The organism is Acinetobacter colistiniresistens, assembly GCF_000413935.1.
In the GTDB taxonomy this organism is placed as follows: domain Bacteria; phylum Pseudomonadota; class Gammaproteobacteria; order Pseudomonadales; family Moraxellaceae; genus Acinetobacter; species Acinetobacter colistiniresistens.
This window is the reverse complement of sequence record NZ_KE340374.1, coordinates 24,096-48,208: the sequence shown is the minus strand read 5'-3', so window position 1 is coordinate 48,208 and position 24,113 is coordinate 24,096. Positions and strand designations below refer to the sequence as shown.

General features: G+C 42.0%; 23 protein-coding genes and 1 pseudogene. 11 read left to right on the top strand and 13 right to left on the bottom strand.

Features of this window, described 5'->3' with window-relative positions:
• Nucleotides 1-103: 103 nt before the first annotated feature.
• Nucleotides 104-1,285 carry a PilT/PilU family type 4a pilus ATPase gene (locus F907_RS17575; protein WP_016650987.1) on the bottom strand — a complete coding sequence of 394 codons (1,182 nt, stop codon included), beginning with the start codon at nucleotides 1,283-1,285 and terminating at the stop codon, nucleotides 104-106.
• A gap of 436 nt (nucleotides 1,286-1,721) precedes the next feature.
• On the opposite strand from F907_RS17575, the gene F907_RS17580 reads away from it, so the two are divergent.
• Complete coding sequence (locus F907_RS17580) at nucleotides 1,722-2,420, top strand: DsbC family protein (RefSeq protein ID WP_032861600.1); 699 nt, start codon at nucleotides 1,722-1,724, stop codon at nucleotides 2,418-2,420.
• 57 nt (nucleotides 2,421-2,477) lie between these two features.
• Here F907_RS17580 and F907_RS17585 read toward each other — a convergent pair whose 3' ends face one another.
• The 3 genes from F907_RS17585 to guaD form a co-directional block, all read right to left on the bottom strand.
• On the bottom strand, nucleotides 2,478-2,729 hold the full coding sequence (locus F907_RS17585) for a GlsB/YeaQ/YmgE family stress response membrane protein (protein WP_005244788.1): 252 nt from the start codon (nucleotides 2,727-2,729) through the stop codon (nucleotides 2,478-2,480).
• 252 nt (nucleotides 2,730-2,981) lie between these two features.
• Nucleotides 2,982-3,509: a hypoxanthine phosphoribosyltransferase gene (gene hpt, locus F907_RS17590; RefSeq protein ID WP_005244785.1), complete on the bottom strand. Its 528-nt coding sequence runs from the start codon at nucleotides 3,507-3,509 to the stop codon at nucleotides 2,982-2,984.
• 224 nt (nucleotides 3,510-3,733) lie between these two features.
• Nucleotides 3,734-5,050 (bottom strand): guanine deaminase, encoded by a 1,317-nt coding sequence (gene guaD, locus F907_RS17595; protein WP_016650985.1) that lies wholly within the window; start codon nucleotides 5,048-5,050, stop codon nucleotides 3,734-3,736.
• A 172-nt stretch (nucleotides 5,051-5,222) separates the two neighbouring features.
• Here guaD and F907_RS18240 point away from each other — a divergent pair.
• Nucleotides 5,223-5,393 (top strand): annotated as a pseudogene (locus F907_RS18240) (nucleotidyltransferase family protein); the annotation flags it as partial.
• A 60-nt stretch (nucleotides 5,394-5,453) separates the two neighbouring features.
• Here F907_RS18240 and F907_RS17600 read toward each other — a convergent pair.
• The gene (locus F907_RS17600) at nucleotides 5,454-6,410 is read right to left on the bottom strand and encodes a TerC family protein (RefSeq protein WP_016650984.1); all 957 of its coding nucleotides are present in this window, start codon (nucleotides 6,408-6,410) and stop codon (nucleotides 5,454-5,456) included.
• A gap of 392 nt (nucleotides 6,411-6,802) precedes the next feature.
• On the opposite strand from F907_RS17600, the gene F907_RS17605 reads away from it, so the two are divergent.
• On the top strand, nucleotides 6,803-8,002 hold the full coding sequence (locus tag F907_RS17605) for a low temperature requirement protein A (RefSeq protein ID WP_016650983.1): 1,200 nt from the start codon (nucleotides 6,803-6,805) through the stop codon (nucleotides 8,000-8,002).
• A gap of 58 nt (nucleotides 8,003-8,060) precedes the next feature.
• Here F907_RS17605 and F907_RS17610 read toward each other — a convergent pair whose 3' ends face one another.
• Nucleotides 8,061-8,978: a LysR family transcriptional regulator gene (locus tag F907_RS17610; protein WP_016650982.1), complete on the bottom strand. Its 918-nt coding sequence runs from the start codon at nucleotides 8,976-8,978 to the stop codon at nucleotides 8,061-8,063.
• 105 nt (nucleotides 8,979-9,083) lie between these two features.
• On the opposite strand from F907_RS17610, the gene F907_RS17615 reads away from it, so the two are divergent.
• From F907_RS17615 to F907_RS17630, 4 genes are read left to right on the top strand one after another with little or no spacing between them, the layout of a single operon-like run.
• On the top strand, nucleotides 9,084-10,313 hold the full coding sequence (locus F907_RS17615; RefSeq protein ID WP_162616956.1) for an acyl-CoA dehydrogenase family protein: 1,230 nt from the start codon (nucleotides 9,084-9,086) through the stop codon (nucleotides 10,311-10,313).
• 16 nt (nucleotides 10,314-10,329) lie between these two features.
• The gene (locus F907_RS17620) at nucleotides 10,330-11,451 is read left to right on the top strand and encodes a phosphotransferase family protein (protein WP_016650980.1); all 1,122 of its coding nucleotides are present in this window, start codon (nucleotides 10,330-10,332) and stop codon (nucleotides 11,449-11,451) included.
• A complete protein-coding gene (locus tag F907_RS17625) occupies nucleotides 11,448-12,146 on the top strand; it encodes a histidine phosphatase family protein (RefSeq protein WP_016650979.1) in 699 nt (232 codons plus the stop codon). Before F907_RS17620 ends, F907_RS17625 begins: the two co-directional genes overlap by 4 nt.
• 16 nt (nucleotides 12,147-12,162) lie before the next feature.
• Nucleotides 12,163-12,906, top strand: a complete 744-nt coding sequence (locus F907_RS17630) for an SDR family oxidoreductase (RefSeq protein ID WP_016650978.1) — start codon at nucleotides 12,163-12,165, stop codon at nucleotides 12,904-12,906.
• A gap of 322 nt (nucleotides 12,907-13,228) precedes the next feature.
• On the opposite strand, the gene mpl is transcribed toward F907_RS17630, so the two are convergent.
• Entirely contained in the window at nucleotides 13,229-14,590 is a 1,362-nt protein-coding gene (gene mpl / locus F907_RS17635) for a UDP-N-acetylmuramate:L-alanyl-gamma-D-glutamyl-meso-diaminopimelate ligase (protein WP_016650977.1), read from the bottom strand.
• Between the two features lie 209 nt (nucleotides 14,591-14,799).
• Between mpl and F907_RS17640 the strand changes: the two genes are divergently transcribed.
• Nucleotides 14,800-15,162: a DMT family protein gene (locus F907_RS17640; RefSeq protein ID WP_162616957.1), complete on the top strand. Its 363-nt coding sequence runs from the start codon at nucleotides 14,800-14,802 to the stop codon at nucleotides 15,160-15,162.
• A 64-nt stretch (nucleotides 15,163-15,226) separates the two neighbouring features.
• On the opposite strand, the gene F907_RS17645 is transcribed toward F907_RS17640, so the two are convergent.
• The gene (locus F907_RS17645; protein WP_016650975.1) at nucleotides 15,227-15,685 is read right to left on the bottom strand and encodes a hypothetical protein; all 459 of its coding nucleotides are present in this window, start codon (nucleotides 15,683-15,685) and stop codon (nucleotides 15,227-15,229) included.
• Between the two features lie 229 nt (nucleotides 15,686-15,914).
• Between F907_RS17645 and purE the strand changes: the two genes are divergently transcribed.
• From purE to F907_RS17660, 3 genes are all read left to right on the top strand, one after another.
• Nucleotides 15,915-16,430, top strand: a complete 516-nt coding sequence (gene purE, locus F907_RS17650; RefSeq protein ID WP_016650974.1) for a 5-(carboxyamino)imidazole ribonucleotide mutase — start codon at nucleotides 15,915-15,917, stop codon at nucleotides 16,428-16,430.
• Between the two features lie 11 nt (nucleotides 16,431-16,441).
• On the top strand, nucleotides 16,442-17,563 hold the full coding sequence (locus F907_RS17655) for a 5-(carboxyamino)imidazole ribonucleotide synthase (RefSeq protein WP_016650973.1): 1,122 nt from the start codon (nucleotides 16,442-16,444) through the stop codon (nucleotides 17,561-17,563).
• Nucleotides 17,564-18,153: 590 nt separating this feature from the next.
• Nucleotides 18,154-19,449 carry a lytic murein transglycosylase gene (locus F907_RS17660; protein ID WP_016650972.1) on the top strand — a complete coding sequence of 432 codons (1,296 nt, stop codon included), beginning with the start codon at nucleotides 18,154-18,156 and terminating at the stop codon, nucleotides 19,447-19,449.
• A gap of 63 nt (nucleotides 19,450-19,512) precedes the next feature.
• Here F907_RS17660 and F907_RS17665 read toward each other — a convergent pair whose 3' ends face one another.
• From F907_RS17665 to F907_RS17685, 5 genes are all read right to left on the bottom strand, one after another.
• Nucleotides 19,513-19,896, bottom strand: a complete 384-nt coding sequence (locus F907_RS17665; RefSeq protein WP_162616955.1) for a hypothetical protein — start codon at nucleotides 19,894-19,896, stop codon at nucleotides 19,513-19,515.
• Nucleotides 19,897-20,014: 118 nt separating this feature from the next.
• Nucleotides 20,015-20,923, bottom strand: coding sequence for a matrixin family metalloprotease (locus F907_RS17670; RefSeq protein ID WP_016650971.1), 909 nt, complete (start codon nucleotides 20,921-20,923; stop codon nucleotides 20,015-20,017).
• A gap of 384 nt (nucleotides 20,924-21,307) precedes the next feature.
• A complete protein-coding gene (locus F907_RS17675; protein WP_016650970.1) occupies nucleotides 21,308-22,219 on the bottom strand; it encodes a matrixin family metalloprotease in 912 nt (303 codons plus the stop codon).
• A 381-nt stretch (nucleotides 22,220-22,600) separates the two neighbouring features.
• On the bottom strand, nucleotides 22,601-23,509 hold the full coding sequence (locus F907_RS17680) for a matrixin family metalloprotease (protein WP_016650969.1): 909 nt from the start codon (nucleotides 23,507-23,509) through the stop codon (nucleotides 22,601-22,603).
• Complete coding sequence (locus tag F907_RS17685; protein ID WP_016650968.1) at nucleotides 23,506-23,922, bottom strand: hypothetical protein; 417 nt, start codon at nucleotides 23,920-23,922, stop codon at nucleotides 23,506-23,508. The genes F907_RS17680 and F907_RS17685 overlap by 4 nt, the downstream gene beginning before the upstream one ends.
• Nucleotides 23,923-24,113 lie beyond the last annotated feature (191 nt).

The window sequence follows — 24,113 nt, the reverse complement described above, 5'->3', positions numbered from 1 at the left end:
CGATTGGTAGAGCATTTTGAGCTCAGCTTGTATTCCTTATTTTTAAGGAAGATCGTAAAGATGAAACCGCTTCGGTCGATCGTGACCCAAGCGGTTTTTTTAATCAGCTTTGTTGTTCTTCTTCGTCGGGCTTTTGTTCTTGTACCACATTTAACGCTGTCATCATTGCAGCAGGTGCACCTTCTTGGCGTGAAGCTTTTAGCTTGATCTGTAAACGTAGTTCATTGACTGAATCGGCATTGCGTAAGGCTTCATCGTAGCTGATTGCGCCTTCGTTATACAGCTCAAATAAGGCCTGATCGAAGGTCTGCATGCCCAGCTCACGCGATTTGCTCATAAGCTCTTTCAGTGCGTGAAATTGACCTTTGAGAATGTTGTCAGCAATCAATGGGGTGTTTAGCAAAATTTCAATTGCAGCACGACGGCCCTTACCATCTTGGGTACGGACTAAACGTTGCGAAATAATCCCTTTCATGTTGGATGAAAGATCCATCAGCAACTGATTGCGACGTTCTTCTGGAAAGAAGTTAATAATTCGATCCAAGGCTTGGTTGGCATTGTTGGCGTGCAAGGTACCTAAGCAGAGATGCCCTGTTTCAGCAAAGGCAATCGCGTGTTCCATGGTCTCGGTGTCACGAATTTCGCCAATCAGAATGACATCGGGTGCCTGCCGCAAGGTATTTTTCAAGGCATGATGCCAGGAATGGCAATCGACCCCGACTTCACGATGGGTAATCATGGATTTTTTATGCTTATGCACATATTCCACTGGATCTTCAACGGTAATGATATGGCCTGCTGAATTTTCATTGCGGTGGTCAATCATGGCAGCCAGAGAGGTTGATTTTCCAGAACCTGTTCCACCCACAACCAAGACCAGACCACGTTTTTCCATAATCACATGTTTCAATGATTCTGGTAGTTTAAGTTTCTGAAAGTTTGGGATTTCTGAGGTAATGGTCCGGATCACCATACCGATTTGTAGCTGCTGTTTAAACACATTGACGCGGAAACGTGAAACATTTGGGACATTGATTGCAAAGTTGCATTCCCATTCGGTTTCAAATTCTTGGCGTTGTTTTTCATTCATCAAACTATAGGCAAATAGCTTGGTCTTATCTGCTGTGAGTGCTTGTTGTCCTAAGGGACGCATTAAGCCTTGCAGTTTAATGCTGGGCGGAAAATCGGCAGTGATAAATAAGTCTGACCCCTCATACTCTACAACTTTGCTGAGCATGTGAAACATAAAGGTTTTGGCTTCTTCTAATAGTTCCGCGTTATACATTGATCTACCTAAATTTAAAATGAAACGAGGTCCATTTCTGTAATACGTTGATATTTTCCCGGTAAGGGAAACATATTTTTGTTTCTTGAAAATGAATGCTGATAGGGAGGTGAATTTTACTCAATTTAAATAAAGTTTGTCCCTTCATTCTCACCGTATTGGGATGCAGTGTAAATTATTTCAAAAAGCTTGGCTGAGATCTAGCTAATTTTTAAAATTATTTAATAATTATCAATGTGATGAGTTTGATTTTTGGGTTTTTATTAAAAGGAGGAACTGCGTGATGCGTGCTCACCCATTGGGAGAATCCAGGCGAATGTTCCACGTGAAACATCGCGAGAATTGGTTGGGTTTTGGTTGTTGCTCAGTAAGCTGCTCTGTCGGTGTCAGCCAGACTGATTACAATAGCCGTTGATTTTTGAGTTGAGTGTTCATGATGTTAAAAAAAATTGGGATGTTTTCGTTGCTGAGTTGTATTTCTGCCATCAGTTTAGCCAATGTCGATAGCTTAAAAAGCAATTTAAATAAGCAGTATCCCAATATTCAGGTAACCAATATTCAGCCTACTGAAATGACGGGTTTATACAGCGCCAGTTTGGATAATCAGATCATTTACCTGGATGAAAGCGCGCAGCATATGTTTGTCGGTTCAATGGTTCGTTTAAAGGATCAAAAGAACCTCACCAAGGATTTAGTCATCCAGCAAAACTCGGTGGACTGGAAACAACTGCCTTTAAAGGATGCGATTAAAACGGTTAAAGGCAATGGTAAGCGTGAATTGGCGGTGTTTTCCGACCCCAACTGTTTTTATTGCAAAAAATTAGAAGCAGAACTGGATAAACTGACCGATGTGACGATTTATACCTTTATTTATGCATTAAAACCACAATCCATCGCAGTTTCAAAATCGGTATGGTGTGATGCTAATCAGGCCTATGCATGGAAAAACTTGTTGCAAAAGAATGTGCAACCCAAGGAAAAAAACTGTGCCAATCCGATTGAACGTAACCTCGAACTGGGACGTAAACTGGGCGTAGATGGAACACCAACGTTGATCTTTGGTAATGGTCTGAAAATGGTCGGTGGACGTAGTGCTGAAGAAATCCAGATGATCTGGAAAGAGCTAGGACTATAACCCATAAAAAAGCCCAATTCCTGCTAATCAGTGAATTGGGCTTTTTTTGTCTGTAACTTAGCTTTTTTTGGTGACCAGATTATAGATAAATAGAATAATGATGGCACCGACAACGGAAGCAATGAAACCTGCCGCCGAGTTTTCAGCATATAAGCCAAGTAAACGACCGCCGTAGGTGGCAAGTAATGAACCTGCAATACCTAATAGGGTTGTTACAATAAAGCCTGCTTTGTCATCTCCAGGATGGATCGCACGAGCAATTAAACCAGCAAAAAAACCAACTACAATTGCCACAATTAGAGACCACATTGTCTTTTCTCCTTGTTTTAACAACGGTATTTCTTATTATCCTGCTTGATTGGGAGGTGCTTTGTCTGTAGTGGATTACTGAGTTATGTCGTATTTTTGTGCACGGTTTATCAGTTTTTAGTGATTGAAGATCAATAAAAAAGCTGCTGATTTGCACCTGCGTTCAAAGCTTACGCTGCGTTGTTCACAGCGTAAGCTGAAGCTTATCATTGAGGCCATTTCTGTGTGTGAAATGCCAATACACGCGATGGCTTAAAGGCCGATTTCACCGATGAATGGTAAATGGCGATATTTCTGATCAAAGTCGAGTCCATAACCGACGATAAAGCGGTCTTCGACTTCAAAACCGAGGAATTTAACATCCAAAGGAATTTCACGGCGTGAGGGTTTACTGACCAAAGTACAGAGTTCAATTGAATTGGGATTACGGGTTTTAAGCATTTCAACTACTTTGCTTAAGGTATTTCCAGAGTCAATAATATCTTCAACCACGAGTACATCTTTACCGTGAATTTCACCATCCAAGTCTTTTAGGATTTTGACATCACGTGATGAAACAGTACCACCAGCATAACTAGAGACTGTCATAAAATCGAGTTCGTGTGGTTTTTCAATTGAGCGGCATAGGTCTGCCATGAAAATGACTGAACCACGTAATAGGCCGATCAGTACCAGTTCTTTATCACTTTGAGCATAGTGTGCATTGATCTTTTCACCTAGTTCTTTGACTTTGGCTTGAATCTCTTCACTTGAAATCATAATGCGCATTGCAATGGTCATCGGTAGATTCCTAAAACTTAAAAACGGGAAAATAAAAAAGGTGTTGACCTGCAACACCTCGAAATCTTGAGCTAATCTGCCAATTTTAAAACAAAATCACCGTTCATGCACCTTTTGATGATGAAGAATATGTTTCATTTTGAGCAGATGCACGGTCACGTTTTAATAGAACCGCACATCCAATGGCCAATATGACCCACCCAAGTCTTTGTTTATTTGAACGTTTAGCTTTGGCTATAGGCTTTTTGTCCATAGATATAGGTTGCCTCAATATTTCGGTCATCGCCCATGGTGAATAAGGCAAATAAACTGTCATCAACCGATTTTGAACGTGATTGACGTAATTGTTGTAACGCGGTTGCTTTGAGATTGAGCACCACGAAATCGGCCTCTTTACCGATATTGAAGTTACCGAGTTTGTCGTCCAAATCGAGGGCTTTTGCACCGCCTAAAGTTGCATGATACAGCGATTCAAAGGCAGACAGTTTATCGCCTTGCAGCTGCTGTACCTTGTAGGCTTCATTGACAGTTTGCAATAAGCTAAATGAGGTCCCTGCCCCAACGTCGGTACCAAGCCCCACTTTCACTTGTTGTTCCCAGGTCTTGTTCAATGGAAATAAACCGCTGCCCAAGAACAGGTTTGAGGTTGGACAGAAGGCAATTGCAGAGTCAGTTTCGTGCATACATTTCCACTCGGCATCTTCTAAATGCACACAGTGCGCGAATACCGAGCGTTGACCGGTTAGACCATAATGATGATAGACATCGAGATAGCCTTTTTGCTCAGGGAACAAATCTTTCACCCATGCGATTTCATCTTTGTTTTCGCTTAAATGGGTATGCACATAGACGTCAGGGAATTGAGCTTTGAGCTGGCCTGCTTTTTCGAGTTGTTCATGCGTCGAGGTCGGCGCAAAGCGTGGTGTAATCGCATACAGTGCGCGACCCTGACCATGCCACTTTTCGATTAATGCCTTAGAATCGTTATAGGCGCTGTCTGCGGTATCACACAGTGCTTCTGGTGCATGACGATCCATCATGACTTTGCCCGCGATTAAACGCATCTGGTGCTGTTGTGCGGCCTCAAACAAGGCATCGACCGATTCAGGATGTACCGTACAAAACACCAAGGCTGTCGTGGTGCCATTTTTAAGCAGTTCATTGACAAAAAACTTGGCAATGTCTTGTGCGTAAGCTTTGTCTTTAAACTGGATTTCGGTTGGGAAGGTATAAGTATTTAACCAACTGAGTAATTGTTCACCGTAGGCACCGACCATTTCAGTTTGTGGGAAATGGATATGGGTATCGATCATGCCCGGAATGATCAATTGTTCTGGATAATGTTGAATCTCAACGTTTGCAGGAAGTTGGTCTTGAGCGTCATTCCACGTACCAAACCAGCGAATTTTGCCTTGTTCAGTGATTATTACACCATCTTCGATATAACGGACTTGATCGGCAATTTCAGCTGCTTGGGAAACGGTTTTTTGAATATCTAAGAAGCGACCACGAATTACCGTGATTGGAGTAGCCAAAGTCATAACAACCTACAATTTTACTTTTTTCGGTTGATTGTACCTGATTTTGCCAAAGTTACTGGATTATTCGTCTAATTCGTAGGCTTAAAAGGTATATAAATGTGACTCATGATTTGAATCGATTGAGCTCGGGAACAGAGAAAGGTTTGCCTTATCCGCAGCAGAGATAGAACAAGCAATTGCAGTCCGCTTAAATCGCTCAGGAGAACTGGAACTGATTGCACCCTTTGGTCTGGATTTATTTGCACTCAACTTGCGTTGGAATCCTGCATTGGTCAGCGATGACACCTTTAAACAACGGATTGAATCCAAACAGTGGTTACAGCAATGGCCTCAATTACAATGAGTTGATGATGCTCAAATAAAAAAGGGCCTTCATTGAAGACCCTTTGGAGATGCTTTGTGTTTATTGTTTTTGGCGTTGGTTATGACGTAACGAGAGATACGCGGTGATGCTCAAGACCAGTACGATAAAGCCGAGTGAAATCCAGATTGGCATGTGGAATACATCGAGCAATAACATTTTTGCACCAATGAATAATAAGATGATGCCTAAACCATACGGTAAGTAATGCATTTTGCTTGCAGCACCTGCCAATAAGAAGAACATCGCACGTAAGCCCAAAATCGCCATTAAGTTTGCGGTTAACACAATGAACGGGTCACTGGTCACGGCGAAAATCGCAGGAATAGAATCCACCGCAAAAATCACATCAGATGCTTCTACCAAGATTAACACCAAGAATAAAGGCGTTGCCCATAACACACCGTTCTGGCGAACGAAGAACTTATTGCCCTCTAACTGTGGGGTAATCCGCATGTGTTTGCGTAACCACTTCAGGATTTTGATATCTTCTATATTGGTTTCTTCTTCGTCCTGCCCTTTTAGGAACTTAAAGCCTGTGTAGACCAGGAACGCACCGAAGATATACAGCACCCAAGAGAACTCTTGTACAAACCAAGCACCAATAAAGATAAAGATGGTTCTTAAAATGATTGCACCAAGTACGCCGTAAAGCAGGATTTTACGCTGGAATGCAGGAGGAATCGCAAACGCTGCGAAAATCATCAGCCAGACAAAGACGTTGTCAATTGCCAGCGACTTTTCCAGTAAATAACCTGCAAAGTATTCCATGGTTTTTTGGTTGGCGATGGTTGCACCTACGGTTTGTTGTAAGTACAGCCACAAACCACCACCAAAAATCATGGCAACGGTGACCCAGGCAATACTCCAGTAAGCCGCTTGCCTGATGGGAACATCTTGGTTCTGTTTTTGTTTAAAGCCTAAAAAGTCGACCAGTAGCATAATGGTCACGATTGCGAAGAAAGCAACGTATAGCCATAAATTACCGATAGTTTCCATCACAACTCCCTATCTGGCAAATGGACATAAAAAAACCTTGACCAGTTGCCAGATGAATTAAATAAAACATCTGTTTCAACATGATCAAGGTCTTGCCTACATCACGATAACTTGTGATGCTCAGAGTCCGACTTTTTGCAAAGTGTAATGACGATACTCTGACACCTAAATCGTTAAAAGCCACGATCTAGGCTTGGAGGAGGCTACTCCCCTTGTCAAATTCTGTTATGGATGATGACATCCAAAGTTAGGTATAGAATTACATAAATAATCGATTTAAGCAAACCTTCAATGCATAAAATTTAAGCATTTTTATACGCTAGCCGATAGGTAAATTAATACAGATGAATTAAGTTAGAACTAAAGGCTGAATATTGTTCTGAGAAGAAGAGATGAGTACCGAAAAAAATCAAAACAAAACACGAAAATTATTTACTCCCCGCGACCCTGATGAAGCCCATCGTGCAGCGACGCCATTAGAACTTTTATTTGATCTGATTTTTGTGGTTGCGATTGCAACCGCAGGACAACAGCTCCATCACGCGATCATTGAAGGTCATTTATGGCACGCGTTACCGACCTATTGTATGGTGTTTTTTGCCTTGTGGTGGGCATGGATGAATTTCACTTGGTTTGCCTCTGCCTATGACAATGATGACACGCTGTACCGTTGTTTGACCTTTGTACAGATTGTTGGATCCTTGGTGATGGCGGCAGGTATTCCCGCGGTTTTTCAACAGCACAATTTTGATGTGATTATCATTGGCTACGTGATTATGCGTTTGGCCTTGGTGACACAATGGATCCGTGTGGCAAAACATGATCCTGAACGAAGGGTAACCGCCTATCGCTATGCCATTGGCATTGTCTTGGTGCAGTTGGGATGGTTAATTGGCAATTTCAGTGCCATTCATATGACGCCTGTGTTATTCCTGATTTTGGTATTGGCTGAATTAGCTGTACCGCTGTATGCAGAAAAGTATGCGGTAACGCCTTGGCACCCACATCATATTGTTGAGCGTTATGCATTACTCACCATCATTGTGTTGGGAGAGTCGATTATTGGGAGTTTTGCTGCTACTCAGGAAGCCTTTGCCAATCATGACGTGAACTTCAAAGAAATCTTTTTAGTGATTGGTGGCTTATTGATGATGTTTGCCATGTGGTGGGTCTACTTTGATCGCAGTCATCATCACCATCAACGTCATGGGGTGCAGCCTTTTTTATGGGGGTACGGCCATTTTTTTATCTTTATCAGTATTGCGGTCTTAGGTGCAGCTTTAGCCGCCGCGGTCGATATTTCAACACATCATGCTCACATTTCTAGTCAAATGATGGGATGGATGATTGCGATCTGCTTGGTGGTTTATAACACCTATATTTGGCTATTTTATGAGACCTCCTATTTGTCGGGATGGGGACGGTGGCTCTATCCAATGACGATTTTGATCCTTTTCTCGATTCCCTTTTTCTTTGCCGATATTGGCTATATGATTTTTGCGATGGCGGTGGTTTATATCCTCCGTCTCATGCTTTCCAAAGCGTACTTGATCAATTGCCATGATCAGCAACAGCTGGCATCAAACAAATAATCAAAGCTCTCAATATGGAGATGAGCAGACAGGCGAATGCGCAATGCATTCACCTGTTCTAATTAAAAATTTTCAAAATTTCTGTGCGTAAAAATTGGTGGCGTGGGTTATGTGTGACGTGTTCATGCCAATACATGCCCATGTTGATTTTAGGCAATTCAATCGGCAGTGCGTGGATCTTTAAATGCTTCGCATAATGCAGATTTTTCAGAATACTTTGTGGAATCGTTAACACCGCATTGGGGTATTGGGCCAAAACTTGAAGTGCGGTTGAATAATGTTGGCAACGCAGGAAAATTTGCCGAGACAGTTGTTGCCGATTCAGATAAATATCTTCCAGCAATAAGCCCGTGCGTCGTGATGACACACCAATATGCGGTGAGGATAGATACTGAGACAAATTCATCTCAGGTTGTTGGGTACACACCACAAAATGGTCATCAATCAGATTTTCAAACTGCAGATGTGCCTGCTGGGGTTGTACCAGATCAATGACAAAATCGATTTGTTGTGCTGAGAGATCGGCCAGCATATTTTTACGATCCAGCTTGGAACTCAAGAACTGAATGTCCAGATTCAATTGGGCAAAATGATGCACCAATTGTGGAAAAATAATCGGTTCGATTTCATCATGAATGGCAATTTTTAGGCTGTGCAGCATACTCGGCACAAAATCATGCTGCGGTACGGCAATCTGTTGAATGCTCAGCAATGCGCTCTGAATCGGCTGATAAATTTGCTCGGCATAAGGCGTGGGCAGCATTTTTTGCCCGCTGCGTACAAATAACTCGTCTCCAAGTTGTGTGCGCAAACGCTGCAAGGCATGACTGACCGCAGATTGGCTGATACATAACAATTGCGCAGCTTTGGAAATGCTCTTTTGTTCAAAAATTGCAATAAACAGCGGATATAAATTGATATCAATACGATGAAAGTGAGCCACTTCCAGTGGGCTAGTATTATGAATCTGATTCATAGTTTTGCATAAAATAAAATCATTTCATTCATAATAAATTTTCGCTTATGGTGATGTAAAGCAGCGAATCAATATTCGCCATATTTTAGATTGAGGGAAATGATGATGTTTGCATTATCTGAACGCGCACAGGATTTTATTGCACGAACGCAAGCCTTTATTCAACAAGAAATAGAACCGATTGAAAAAGCCTTCTGGGATGACGTCCATCATCTGAATGTCGATGGCGACTGGACCCAATGGCAATGGCCTGCCCAACTGGAACAATTAAAAACTAAGGCCAAAGCAGCGGGCTTATGGAACATGTTTTTGCCTGATGCAGAGCTGGGTGCAGGTCTGTCGGTACAGGAATATGCGCATATTGCGGAACTGACAGGACGCAGTCTGCTCGCCCCAACGGTTTTTAACTGTAATGCGCCTGATAGTGGCAATATGGAAGTGTTATGGCGCTATGGCAGTGAGCAGCAAAAACAACAATGGTTGCAACCCTTACTCGCGGGCGAAATCCGTTCAGTGTTCTGCATGACTGAACCCGCAGTCGCTTCCAGTGATGCCACCAATATGCAAGCCACGGCGGTGATTGAGGGCGATGAGATCGTCTTGAATGGACGCAAATGGTGGTCATCGGGCTTGGGCGATCCCAATGCCAAAGTGATTATTTTCATGGCCTATACCCCCGATCCAAGCAAAGACCGTCATCATCAGCATTCGATGGTATTGGTGCCAATCGACAGCCAAGGGGTAACGATTGAACGGATGTTGCCAGTCTTTGGTGATTACGATGCCCCGCATGGACATGGGCAAGTCAATTTCGACCAGGTTCGTGTACCCATCAGTAACTTTATTGGCGGTGCAGGACAAGGATTTGAAATTGCGCAAGGGCGTTTAGGGCCTGGGCGGATTCACCATTGTATGCGTTGTATTGGCGCAGCTGAAAAAGCATTGGAGCTGATGATTGATCGAGGCATGTCACGCAAAGCTTTTGGTAAAGAAATCCTGAAATTAGGTGGCAATTTAGAACGCGTCGCAGATGCGCGGGTGCAGATCGATCAAGCGCGATTATTAACGCTGTATGCCGCTTATAAGATGGATACACAGGGCAATATGGCGGCATTGACGGAAATCTCTGCGATTAAAGTGGTGGCGCCAAGCGTATTGCAACATGTGGTCGATATGGCAATCCAGATTCACGGTGGTGAAGGTGTTTCACGCGATACCCCACTGACTGCATTTTTTAATCAAGCGCGTAGTTTACGTTTGGCCGATGGACCTGATGAAGTCCATAAAGGCATGATTGCCAAACTCGAACTGAAAAAACGTGGCTATGCTCGTTGAGAGGGAAAATACAACAATGACAATGATTGATATCGGTGGACAGGTTCGCCATGGTGAAGAACTGGATATTGCAGCGGTTGAAAACTGGTTAAAAATCCAAGGTGTGGATCTGCAAGGACAGGCACAAGTGACCCAATATTCAGGGGGGGCATCGAATTGGACTTATCGGTTGCAGTATGACAATGCCGACTTGATCTTGCGTCGCCCACCGAAAGGCACCAAAGCCAAATCAGCGCATGATATGGCGCGTGAATACAATGTGCAGAAGCATCTTGCACCGTTTTACCCTGTGCTGCCTGAAATGATTGCATTGTGTCAGGATGACAGCGTCATCGGTTGTGATTTTTATGTGATGAAGCGGATTGAGGGCATTATTCCGCGTGCCAATTTACCCAAAGAATTACAGCTGGATGAGTCACAGATACAGCAACTTTGCCTGAATGTCTTAGATAAGTTGATTGAGCTGCACCAAGTGCCTTATCAAGGCACTGAACTGGAAAAACTGGGTAAAGGCGAAGGCTATTGCCGCCGTCAGGTTGAGGGATGGGATGCACGTTATAGCAAAGCCCTGACACCGAATGTGCCTGATTTTGCCTTTGTGCGTGAATGGCTGCAACAACATATCCCTGCCGATACAAAAACCTGCGTGATTCATAATGACTGGCGTTTTGATAATGTCATTTTAGATCCACAACAACCAACTCAAGTGATTGGCGTACTGGACTGGGAAATGGCGACACTCGGCGATCCTTTGATGGATCTGGGTAGTGCCCTCGCCTACTGGATTCAAGAGGATGATGATGCCCTGATGAAATCCAGCCGTCGTCAACCGACCAATTTAAAAGGTATGCTGACACGGCAACAGGTGGTGGATTACTATCTGGAAAAGACCGGTTTACAGCCTGCCAATTGGGCTTTTTATGAAGTGTTTGGCTTGTTCCGTTTGGCGGTGATTGCTCAACAGATTTATTATCGTTATTACCATCAGCAAACCGATAATCCAGCCTTTAAAGATTTCTGGATCATGATTCATGCCTTACATATTCGGGCTTTAAAACTGATTGCACAAAACAATCCGCAAGCACGAGCATTAATTGCTGAATATGGTGCAAAACTACAGGATATTTTAAAACGATGACCACAATTTATTTGGTACGACATGGGCAGGCATCTTTTGGTGCAGCAAGTTATGACCAGCTTTCAGCCAAAGGTAAACAGCAGGCACAGGTCGTTGGTGATTTTTTTAAACAGACCCTGAAGCAAACACCATTGGTTGTGGCAGGTTCGATGCAACGTCATCAGCAAACAGCGCAATTGGCTTTATCACAAAGTTTTCAGGATGCACCGATACAAACAGAATCGGCTTGGAATGAGTTTGATCATCAGCATGTGTTTGCCCAATACGAACCACGTTTTAATCAACCTGAATTGCTGAAACAGGATGTCGATTTGGTGGATAATCCTCGGGCTTATCTGGCCAAAATTTTCGATGGAGCCATCGACCGCTGGATTGGCGAGCAATATGACCATGAATATCATGAGACCTGGTTAGGCTTTCAAGCGCGTGTAGAAGGTGCTTTGCACGGATTGTGTCAGCAGATTGATGCCACGCAACCCCGTCAGGCCGTGGTATTTAGTTCTGGCGGTGTGATTTCTGTAGCGGTCGGTCAGGTATTGGGGCTAAATGCCAAACAGATTTTTGCACTGAATTGGTCGATTGCCAATGCCAGTATCACCACACTGCGCTGGTCAGATGATCGTTTGCAATTACTCAGTTTTAATGAGCATCATTATTTAAAAGCGCGTGATGCTGAACTTTTAACATGGATTTAAAAAATAGGTGGCAGGCATGGCAAAAACGATTTTAATTACAGGGGCAAGTTCGGGCTTAGGCGCAGGTATGGCGCGTGAGTTTGCGGCTAAAGGCTACAATCTGGCACTTTGCGCACGACGTTTAGAGCGTTTAGAAGCCTTACAACAACAGCTGCAAAAGCAGTTTTCAATACAGGTCAAGATTAAAACCCTAGATGTAACTCATTACGATGATGTATTCACGGTTTTTCATGCTTTTCAGCAGGAGTTTGGCAGCATTGACCGAATTATCGTGAATGCTGGTGTTGGCGATGGTCGCCGTATTGGTAAGGGCCATTTTGATGTGAATCGCGCTACGGCAGAAACCAATTTTATTTCGGCACTGGCACAATGTGAAGCAGCGGTTGAAATCTTTAGAGCGCAAAATAAGGGCCATTTGGTGGTGATTTCGTCCATGAGTGCGATGCGTGGTTTACCGAAGCATTTATCGACCTATGCCGCCAGTAAAGCCGCTGTGGCGCATTTGGCGGAAGGGATTCGTGCCGAGTTGTTGGATACACCAATTAAAGTTTCAACGATTTTCCCAGGTTATATTCGCACTGAGCTGAATGAAGGTGCGAAAAAACTACCTTTTGAAGTCGATGAGAAGACTGGAAGCAAGGCTTTGGTCAAAGCGATTGAGAAGGAACCTGTGAAAGCCTATGTACCGCAGTGGCCGTGGTTGCCAATGGGGATTGCAATGAAGATTTTGCCGTTAAAATTGGTGAATAAATTGAGTTGATTGCAATTTAAAATGGATTGGACAAATATGTTTATTCGGCATGGATGCTGCCTGTCGCGATCTGAATTAATATAACTTCGAGGAAATGTGATACTCGGAAACGTCATCTGCAACCTGCGTAGTTTAAGTAAGAGACTGTTTCTGCGATATATGTTGATCAATGCAAGAAGAGGACAGGTTTTGCAGATGACAATGGTTTTGCCTACTTTTCCCGAAAGAAAAGTAGGGCGAGCCGCAGGCTGATCCAGAAATTAGATAAGAACTTGCAAGACTCCGTTGAGACAATAGTTTTTCAATAAGTTAGAGAAAGTGTTGAGGTTAATTACGACAACGCCCTAATTAACTTTTGGTGTAAACCACCAAAACCACCATTGGACATGATCACCACTGCATCACCCTCACCTGCTTCATTGACCACACGAGCAATGATCTCATCTAAAGAGCGGCTGACTTCAGCCTTGTTTGCTGATGCTGCAATCACAGGTTGGAGATCCCAATCCAAACCTTCTGGCTGATACCAAATCACTTCATCGGCCAAACGTGCGGAATGTGCTAAACCATCTTTATGGCTACCCATACGCATGGTGTTAGAACGGGGTTCAATGATCGCCCACAACTTACGTTCACCTAAGCGTTTACGTGCGCCGTCGAGTGTGGTTTCAATCGCAGTTGGATGATGGGCAAAGTCATCATAGACTTCGATGCCACGCACCGTACCTAATAGCTCCATACGACGTTTAACCCCGCCGAAGTTAGATAAGGCTTCACAGGCTTGCGCAAGGCTGACACCGACGTGCTGTGCCGCTGCAATCGTTGCCAAAGCATTGGCCACACTATGCTGCCCTGTCATATTCCATTTCACTTCACCGACCACTTTGCCGTGCTCAAGTACTTTAAAGTGACTGCCATCGACACTGATCAATTCAGCAGATAAAGCGGCTTGATCATTTGGCTCAAGGCTGGTGCGAAGCACAGGTGTCCAGCAGCCCTGCTCTAATACTTCATCAATATTGGTTTCAGTAATCGGTGCAATAATACGACCTTCACTTGGAATGGTACGTACTAAATGATGGAACTGTTTCTGAATCGCAGCCAAGTCATCAAAAATATCGGCGTGGTCAAATTCAAGGTTATTAAGAATCGCGGTTTTTGGGTGGTAGTGTACAAATTTAGAACGTTTGTCGAAGAAAGCAGAATCATATTCATCCGCTTCTACACAGAAATATTGACCGCCACCTAGACGTGCACTTTCACTAAAACCAAGTGGTACGCCACCGATCAAAAAGCCTGGATTTAAGCCCGCTTGGTCTAATACCCACGCCAACATGGTGGTGGTGGTGGTTTTACCGTGTGTACCCGCAACACCAAGTACATGTTTGCCTTGTAATACATGGTCTGCCAAGAATTGTGGACCAGAAATATAAGGTAGACCTTCATTCAGCATATATTCGATCGCATCAATGCCACGTTTCATGGCATTGCCGACGATAACAAGATCTGGATGAGGTTGTAAATGGCTGCGGTCATAGCCCTGCATGAGCTCGATTCCCGCATTTTCCAGTTGAGTCGACATCGGTGGATAAACATTGGCATCTGAACCTGTGACTTTATGTCCTAAATCTCGTGCGAGTAGAGCCAAAGACCCCATAAATGTGCCACAAATACCCAAAATATGCAGATGCATAACGCGCCTTCTCCACTCTTTTCATACAGCACTGATATCGTATGTATGATTGTCATTATCAATAAAAATCAAACGCAACGATAACAAGGCTTGCATGGAAAAGATAGTCAAAATTCGTTGTTGTTGTTTACTTATAATGATGCGGATGGATGCTCATATTTTAATGTTTTGAGCTCCGTACCATTCCCTCTTGTTTAACCCAGATTTGGATAAAAAGAACGATGTTGAGCCCTACTCTTTTAGCGTTATGTTTGTTGATCATTTCCAACTGTTTTATGACCTTGGCATGGTATGGGCATCTGAAAATTCTGCACGATGCACCAATCTGGCAAGCGATCTTGTTTAGCTGGTGTATTGCCTTGCTGGAATACAGTTTTATGATCCCTGCCACCAAACTACTTAACCAGCATGGCTGGAGTTTGGGAGAAATGAAAATCACTCAGGAGGTAGTCACTTTATTGGTGTTTGTCCCCTTTATGATTTTTGTTTTTAAACAGCCATTTAAGCTAGATTATATCTGGGCGATGCTGTGTTTGATGGGCTGTGTTTATTTTGTTTTTAGAAGTCAGTAAATCACAATGGCTCGGATCAAACATGGTCTGAAGCCCTTCACCATTGTGAGATGCGCATTCAGCTCTATTTGGCTGGGTGCTTACAGGCATTTTTTAAAATTTTGCTAAACTTTTGATCTCTTGCCGAAGGATTTTCATATTCAAAGCCATAGTCACTGTCCATTGTTGTTGTGGATAATGCACCATTGGGTTCAAAATTAGACAAGGCATAGCTATAGGTCTCATCGTCACAGTACACACGATACTGTGTAATTGAATAAAGCGTACCGACCTCAGTCGGGTTCATATAATACCCTGTCATCAATACGGGTTCTCTTTCATCGGTATGTGATGAACCCGTGACAATGAATTTCTCATAGGCTTTACCCGTGAGTGCGTCACTGTTAATTTCGCCATTATAGCCCTGTGCTTTATTTAACGATTTAAAGGTTTTTTGAAACTCATCGAGATTTAAATTCACTAAAGCGGCATTGCTGTGTACCGTGAAAAGTGTGATTGCCAATAGGCCTAGCCGTTTTTTCATTATTAATGCTCTTGTTGATTTTTAAGCTCCCCTATTATTATTGAAATATAACGCTATGTCATTGTTAGCACACTTTATTTCATTTTTTCCTAAAAAATATAGTTGCAGTCGTTCAGTTAAATTTTCGTGAGATGAAAAATCAGTCTATAATAATGGCGTTCTGAATCCTCTAAAGCTTGGCTCTCGTCGAGATTTATCTTCTTTAATTTTTGTCTCTGGAACATTAGCAATGAATGCGGCCGCAGCACAAGACGCTCAACCACTTGTTGGAATTATCATGGGTTCTCAATCAGATTGGGCAACTCTCGAACATACTGCCAATATGCTTAAACAGCTTGGTGTCCCATTTGAAGCGGAAGTTGTTTCTGCACACCGTACCCCAGACCGTTTATTTGAATATGCTGAAACTGCACGTGATCGTGGTCTTCAAGTGATTATTGCAGGTGCTGGTGGTGCAGCACATTTACCAGGAATGTGTGCAGCGAAAACTGATTTACCTGTGCTTGGTGTACCGGTGAAATCTTCAATTTTAAATGGTGTTGATTCATTGCTTTCGATTGTACAAATGCCAGCAGGTATTGCGGTGGGTACATTGGCGATTGGTCAAGCAGGTGCAATTAATGCGGCGATTATGGCGGCGCAAATCCTTGGCTTAACCCGTGCAGACATTGCAAAAAATGTAGCGGACTTCCGTACCGCACAAACCGAAAAAGTGTCGAATAATAATATCCCTGGTAAAGTGTAACGGGGCTGAACATGAATAAAACCATCGGTATTTTTGGTGGCGGACAGCTTGGACGCATGATGGCGCAAGCGGCTTTGCCACTGAATATTCAATGTACTTTTTTTGAAGCGGAAACGGATTGTCCTGCTGCGATTCTAGGTCCAGTATTTTCCAGCCAGAACCCGCAAGGCTTGCAAGATTTTATTGCCAGTGCGGATGTATTTAGCCTTGAATTTGAAAATACGCCTGTCGCAGATGTGGATGTTTTGACGCAAAGCAAAACCTTGTACCCGCCTCGTCTTGCTTTGGCGACGGCACAAAATCGCTTGGCAGAAAAGAGCTTGTTTGATGAACTCGGTATTCCAGTTGCACCGTATCGTGCTGTGGATAGCCTTGGCAGTTTAAAACAGGCCGTAACAGATCTGGGTTTACCCATCGTCTTGAAAACTGTAACAGGTGGTTATGATGGTAAAGGCCAATTCGTATTACGTACAGAAGATCAAATCGAAACGGCTTGGGCTGAATTGGGTCCTGCGAAAAGCTTGATCGCAGAAAGTTTTGTCAAATTCAGCCGAGAAGTCTCGATCATTGCGGTGCGTGGTCAAAATGGTGATGTGAAAACTTGGGCATTGGCCGAAAATCATCACCATAACGGTATTCTGTCGCATTCGATTGTGCCTGCGCCAAATAGCGTTGATTTGCAGCCTGTGGCACAAGACTATATTACCCGTTTGTTGAACCACTTAAATTATGTGGGTGTGCTGACGCTTGAATTGTTTGTGACAGAACAAGGTTTATATGCCAATGAAATGGCATGTCGAGTGCATAATTCAGGTCATTGGTCGATTGAAGGCGCGATTTGTTCGCAATTTGAAAACCATATTCGTGCAGTTGCAGGTTTGCCATTGGGTTCAACTGAAGTAATTCGCCCGACAGTGATGATCAATATTATTGGTCAACATCCAAAATCTGAACAGGTTTTGGCACTGAATGGTGCACATTTACACCTTTATAATAAGTCTGAACGTGCAGGTCGTAAGTTGGGTCATATTACCTTGATGCCGAATAATGCGGATGATTTAACTGGATTATGTCGTCAATTGGCGGAAATTCTACCTATTCCATTGGCATTAACCGCAGATATGATGTTCTAAACTTATCCACAATGCTTAAAAAGCGGTCTTTGGACCGCTTTTTTATTGGCAACGTATTTTGAATTTAAACTTTTAAATTTAAAAAATGGATTTTACTATTGTGGATAACTTTGGTGTTGATGTTTTGAATTTAAAAAAGCAGGGTTGGGTTTGAATTTAAATGATGTGGTGTTGGTTTTGTTTTAAATTTAAAAATAATCACATGGTTTAAATTTAAAATTGTGCATGTTTTTGCTGTTTTAAATTTAAATATACAGCCTGTGGGGATCTATTTTTTCTGTTTAAGTGCTTAAAAATCGCATGATTAGTCGGTATTTTTGATGTTGGCTCTGGTTTTCTTTAGTTTTAAATTTAAAAGTGGATAACTTTTTTGAATTTAAAATTAGGGTTGAGGGTGTTGGTGGTTTTGAATTTAAATTGCACTTGTTGATAACTTTTAAATTTAAAATGCGCTGCAATTATGAATTTAAAAACTGTGTTTTAAATTTAAAACCATAAAATGAATTCAAAGTTACGTTTCCAAACTATACATCTTTATATAGCGTGTTAAGGTGAAGAGGAAATTTAAATTCAAAATTTTTGGTTCAGTCATGAAACGTCATTTTTCTTTTTTTCTAGGCACTGCCTTATTTACTTTTTTCAATCAGGCGCATGCCGAGTTGGTGATTAATGGTGCAGCAGTTTCAGCACCAACCACAACAGCACCTGTAAGCAGTAATTATACGCCAAATACCAACTTTCAAGGCTGTATTGCAAATTTACGCTCTCAAGCGATTGCATCAGGGGTGTCTGGTGCTAGTTATGATCGTTATACCCAAAATTTAACCCCAGATTATTCGGTGATTGATAAATTAAATTATCAGCCTGAATTTTCGACACCAATCTGGGATTATTTGTCTGGCCTTGTGGATAACGAACGCGTGCAGGCAGGGCAGCAAAAACTGACTCAACACCGTGCGGTATTGAACCGGGTCGAACAGGCCTATGGTGTCCCTGCGGAAACAGTAGTGGCAGTATGGGGTGTGGAAAGTAATTATGGTGATATTTCAGGTAAATATCCTTTATTACAGGCACTCGGTACGTTAAGTTGTGAAGGGCGCCGTCAAAGTTATTTTCGTGGAGAGTTCTTTGCCACCATGCGGATTTTGCAACGTGGCGATTTAACCCAAGATCAATTGTATGGTTCATGGGCAGGTGCTTTTGGTCATACTCAATTTATGCCATCAACTTATGAGCGTCTGGCCGTTGATTTTGATGGTGATGGCCGCCGTGATCTGGTCTCAAGTACGACGGATGCACTGGCTTCGACAGCTAATTTCTTGAAACGTGCCGGCTGGCAAACAGGTATGCCATGGGGCTTTGAGGTGAAAATTCCACAAGGCATGTCAATCTCAGGTGAAAGTCGCCGTAATAAAAAGCCACTGAATAGCTGGGTTGCGCAAGGTGTAACCCGTGCGGACGGAACGGCTTTAATTCAGGGCAATTTATCAGGCAGTACTCCAGCGGGATTGATTTCGCCAGCAGGTGCCAATGGCCCACTATTCTTGGTGTTTAAAAACTTTGATGCAATTTATAGTTATAACGCAGCTGAAAGTTATGGTTTAGCCATTGCCCATTTATCTGACCGCTTACGCGGCGGCACACCATTTTTAATGGCTTGGCCAACCGATGACCCTGGCACATCACGTGCTGAACGTCGTGAAATTCAACAGTTCTTAGTTCAGCGTGGTTATGATATTGGTGCTGTTGATGGCTTGATCGGTGATAAGAGCCGTCAGGCCATTCGCCAAGAACAAAGCCGACTCGGCTTAAGTCAGACAGGACGAGCAGGGCAGCAGATTCTACGTGCATTCCGTCAGGAACAGGCAAAACAAATGATGCAGTAAAGCGTTGTAATACATATAAAATAAAAAGGTCTGCTCAATGCAGACCTTTTTTATCTCTCTGTTTTACGGTGCAGCGTCTAATTTAACCGCTTCTAAAATATCAAAAATCACTGCAGTTACATCTTGGCTTAAATCTCGATCATTAAAGATTTCATAGGCGGTGATAGTGACATCGGTATCACTTGGGAGCTGCTTTTGTTCTTCTTCAATCAAGTGTTCAATCGGTAATAAGGTCTGTTTCACTGCTAAATGCAGAATCTCGTCATACGCCACGTTTTCATCTTCAAGTTCGACTTCTTGCTCATTGAAATAGGGAATCAAAATAGAGTGCAGATATGGGCTAATATCTTGAATATCTAAGAGTTCGATATCACGAGTCTGCTCAATCGTACTGATGTGGTCGTTCACTTCAATTAAGATATGATAATAACTCATGCTGATCTCCATTAAGGCTAAGATGATGTTTTAACACCACAATAACATGAATAAATCAAAACAATCGACCCATTCTTGTTATTGCTTAGCACATCATCTTAACGCAACCTATTATGGCGATTGATCTGTTCTAGTTGGCTAAGCCAAGTAGCTTTAGATCGGTATCCGTCAGCTGAAAATCTTTGGCATCCTGATCTTTAATACGTGGATACATTAAAGACTTCGGATCGCGGGTATGTTTGAGACCCAAGGCATGGCCAAACTCATGGGCTAAAGTTAAACGTAGGTCGTCGATTGAAGAAAACTCATAAATAAAAATCTGTTTTCCATCAAATTGACCTTTATGCAGGACCTCAGGCTTGAAGGTTTCATTAAACTCAGCAACAGATGCAGCCAACTCTTGATAGACCTGTTGAGATTTTTCTGCTTTCAACTGATTTTGCTGAACTTTATGGTTGTATTCTGCAATCTTGGCTTGCAGTTTTACCGCTTGTTGTTGCAAATCACGTTGCTGCTTTTGCAGACTTGCAAATAAGGTTTTATTTGAACTATCTGCTTTATATTGTGCTAAACCCAATTGATATTGCTGCGCCTGATTTTCATAAGCTTGCTTTTGCTGCTCCAATTGAGCACTGCTTTCTGCCAAATCAGCATTCACTTTCTGCAATTTCTCATTGTGATTGAGCCAGTTTTGCTGTTCCTGTTCGAGTTGACCGAGGCTTTCAGCACGTTTCATGCTGCGAAGCTGACGTTGGTCAAACACCAGATTAATTACAAACTCGGCTTCAGGATCATACACAAAATATTTTTGACCTGTATTATTTTCCCAAATCGCTGCTGCTTGTTTGCTGAGTTCGACCATCTGTTGTTGATCGATGTTTAAGCGCGGGTCAAGCTTGGCAATTCGATAACGTAGCGGTTGTTCAGTGCTGTAGCGAACCTGAGACGACGCTGAAGCCGACGAGGGAATTTTAGCCAAAGCCGAGACTGGGGCCAATACAGTAAAGCATGTGGCCAAAAGGAGAGATAAAAGACGCATAATAGGAGATAAAACTTGAAAGAGGTCACATTTTAGCCAAAAAAATCAGTAGTCAAATTGATGAAAGTAGATGCGATGTATGAGTTTTAACGATATTTCTAGAAAATGAATAAAAATACATTTGTAGACATATAACGCTAAAATCGCGATAAAAAAACGATATTTGTTTATTAAATGATCAAAAATAAAGTGAGAACAATTATTTATTTTTTATTTCCAAGCGCACTAAATTTTTAAAACTTTAACTAGGTTCTTAAAAAAGGGATTTTTTTATCAGCAGTAAATACTTTTTATTTCACGTAATTTATTTATCTGTTTGTACAAAAACTATACTTAAAGTCTAGTTGATGTTAATTCGTGTAACGTATTTATGCTTTTAGGGTGCTAATAAATGGCTTTAACCAGATCTTTATCTGAATCTGTCAGTGCGAACTGTTGAAGATTTTGCTTTTGGATCACTGGGTACATCAGTGAGGTTGGGTCATTGGTATGTTCCAGCCCAAGTGCGTGACCAAATTCATGGGCGAGGGTAAAACGCAGGTCATTGATCGAGGAAAACTCATAAATGAAGATTTGCTTGCCGTTAAAATGGCCTTTATGAAACAGATGAGGTTGGAAAACCTGATTAAACTGATTTGCTGATGCGACCAGTTGTTGATTATTTTGATTGAGACTTTGAATCCGTTGATTTAGCTGTTGAGTGCGTTGATTGTGTTCCTGAACTTCATGTTGTAGCGCTAAAGATTGTTGCTGTAAAGCTTGTTGTCTTTGTGAAAATTGCTGTGCCAAGTCTTTTGAACTCGAACGGCTTTGGTTAAAACGCTGTACTTCTGCATTATATTGCTGGAATTGGGCTGCGAGTTGTGCCTGTTTACTGGCAATTAAAGCAGTACTTTTTTGGATTTCATCTTTTACTTGTTTTAATTGCTGATTCTGAGTTTCCCATTGTTGCTGTTGTTGTTTGAGTTGATCTAGACCCTGTAAGCGGTCAGTACTGCGCTGTTGACGCTCATCAAAGACCAAGTTGATGCTGAACTCGGCTTGCGGATCGTAAATAAAATTTTGTTGTCCTGTTTCCTGTTCCCAGAGTCTGGCGGCTTGCTGGGTTAAGTCGAGGACTTGTTGCTGGTTTAAATTAAAACGTGGGTCGATATCTGCGATGCGATAACGCACGACTTTTTTGATCGGTTGGTGTTGATGGACATCAATCGAATTGAGATTCGTCTGTGCATTACTCAGTTGAGGTGCAATCATGCTGATACAAGCAATGAAAAATGCGAGATAATGAGCTTGCATTGTGAAATCCCCAAAATAAAAACTTATTTTTGATCATTATTTTGTGGTCGTCAAAATGCTATCTGCTTAATAAATAGAGTGAAAAAGTGTGATTTTTTTCTAATAAATAAAAAAATGAATCGAATGATTTACACAATAAAAAAAAGTGATTTTTGTTGTTTTTTTGAGCATAACTCAAAAAATATCAATGGCCTAAATTAGTTAGAGTCAGAATTTTCTCAAAAAGCAGCAAGAAAACCGCCTATTGTTAACTTTTGTAAGTTTTTTCTAAAACAGTCGCGTTTTTAACCTTTAAGTGCAAAATTGCTGCTTTGTGACATTTATTGTCTAGCAAATTTTGAGTCACTTTTTAGAGCTCTTCGATTTTGGCATGAGCGAAAACTATCTGGTCAGCAACAGCGCACGATCGGCTTGAGTCAGGCGAAAGTGAGTGGCATTTTGTTCTTTCATGACGGGATACATCAGTGCTTGTGGATCATCAGTGTGCTGTAGTCCCAAGGCATGGCCGAATTCATGTGCGAGGGTAAGGCGTAAATCATCTTCAGATTCGAATTCATAAATCAAGATCTGTTTACCGTTAAATAAGCCTTTATGAAATAAATGGGGTTTAAAGCGTTGTTTAAATTGGCTGACAGAGCTGGTTAACTGCTGATCCAAAGCATTCAATTCATCTACTTGCTGATTGAGTTGAGCGATTCTTTGATTATATTGATCAATTTCTTGCTGTAGTAACTTCACATTTTGCTCTAAATCCCGCTGCCGTTGTTGAAAATAGTCAGGGTTGGCATAAGAGGCAGGATGTTGCCGTGCATTGTGTTGCTCTTGATTATAGTATTGAATTTGTTGATTCAACTGTTGTTGCTTTAAATCTAAAAGTTGTTTGCTACTCAGAATTTCCTGCTCAATCAGATCCAATTGCTGTTTTTTATCTTGCCAATGTTGTTGATTGGACTGTAGTTGGCTGAGATGTTCTCGACGTTGTTCACTTTCGATTTGACGTTCATCATAAATCAGGTGGATGGCGAGTTGGGCATTGGGATCATAGACAAAATAATCTTGCCCCGTGCCATCTTTCCAGATTTGAGTCGCTTGTTGGCTGATGCTTTTGACTTGCTCAATGCTGAGTTTAAAACGTGGGTCAACTTCGGCAATCCGATAGCGTAAACGAGTATCTAAGGGACTACTGATACGATCTGCCAAAGAATTAAATTTAAGTTGAGGATGTTGGTGAGTTTGATAAGCAGACCAGATCAGAAACAGCACCAAGCTCATGATGAAGGTCAATTTCATTCGTTATTTTTGGAAAACAGAGGTTGATATAGGCTGGGCACCACTAAAACTCCCCAGATCAGCGTAGAGAGAATATTGCCTAGCTCATAAAAAATGGCGCCAAAACCAGAGATGAATGTCGAAGAATAGCTGGGTAATAGATAAATAAGTAACAGGGGGAAAAAACTATAGACGTAAAGCTTTCTTGCCCATTGTTTAAATAAGAATAAACCAACTAATATCACCACAAAAACAATCGCCAGAGAGCCTGTAATAAGGAGTTCCCAGTTCTGTGGTTCTGTTACTAATAATTTATTAATTGCGATGGTTGTTTCATTGTAAGCATCGAATATCGAGCTGATAAAAATACAGATTAGTGAAAAAATAAAGATTAATCTAAATTGGGTTTTGCTGATAACGGGATCGGTTTTCATCTTCTCTCTAAGTATCATTCTTTTAGTGCTTTGGATTATACCGAAATATAATTTCATGTATATCAAACTAATCCTGCAGTATTAGGCATGATACTGCCAATCTCAGTTTTGGGATTCAGCTTGAGATTGACGCATATAACTGCCATATTGAAGACAAAATGATCGATTCTGATAATTACAATAAAATGCAA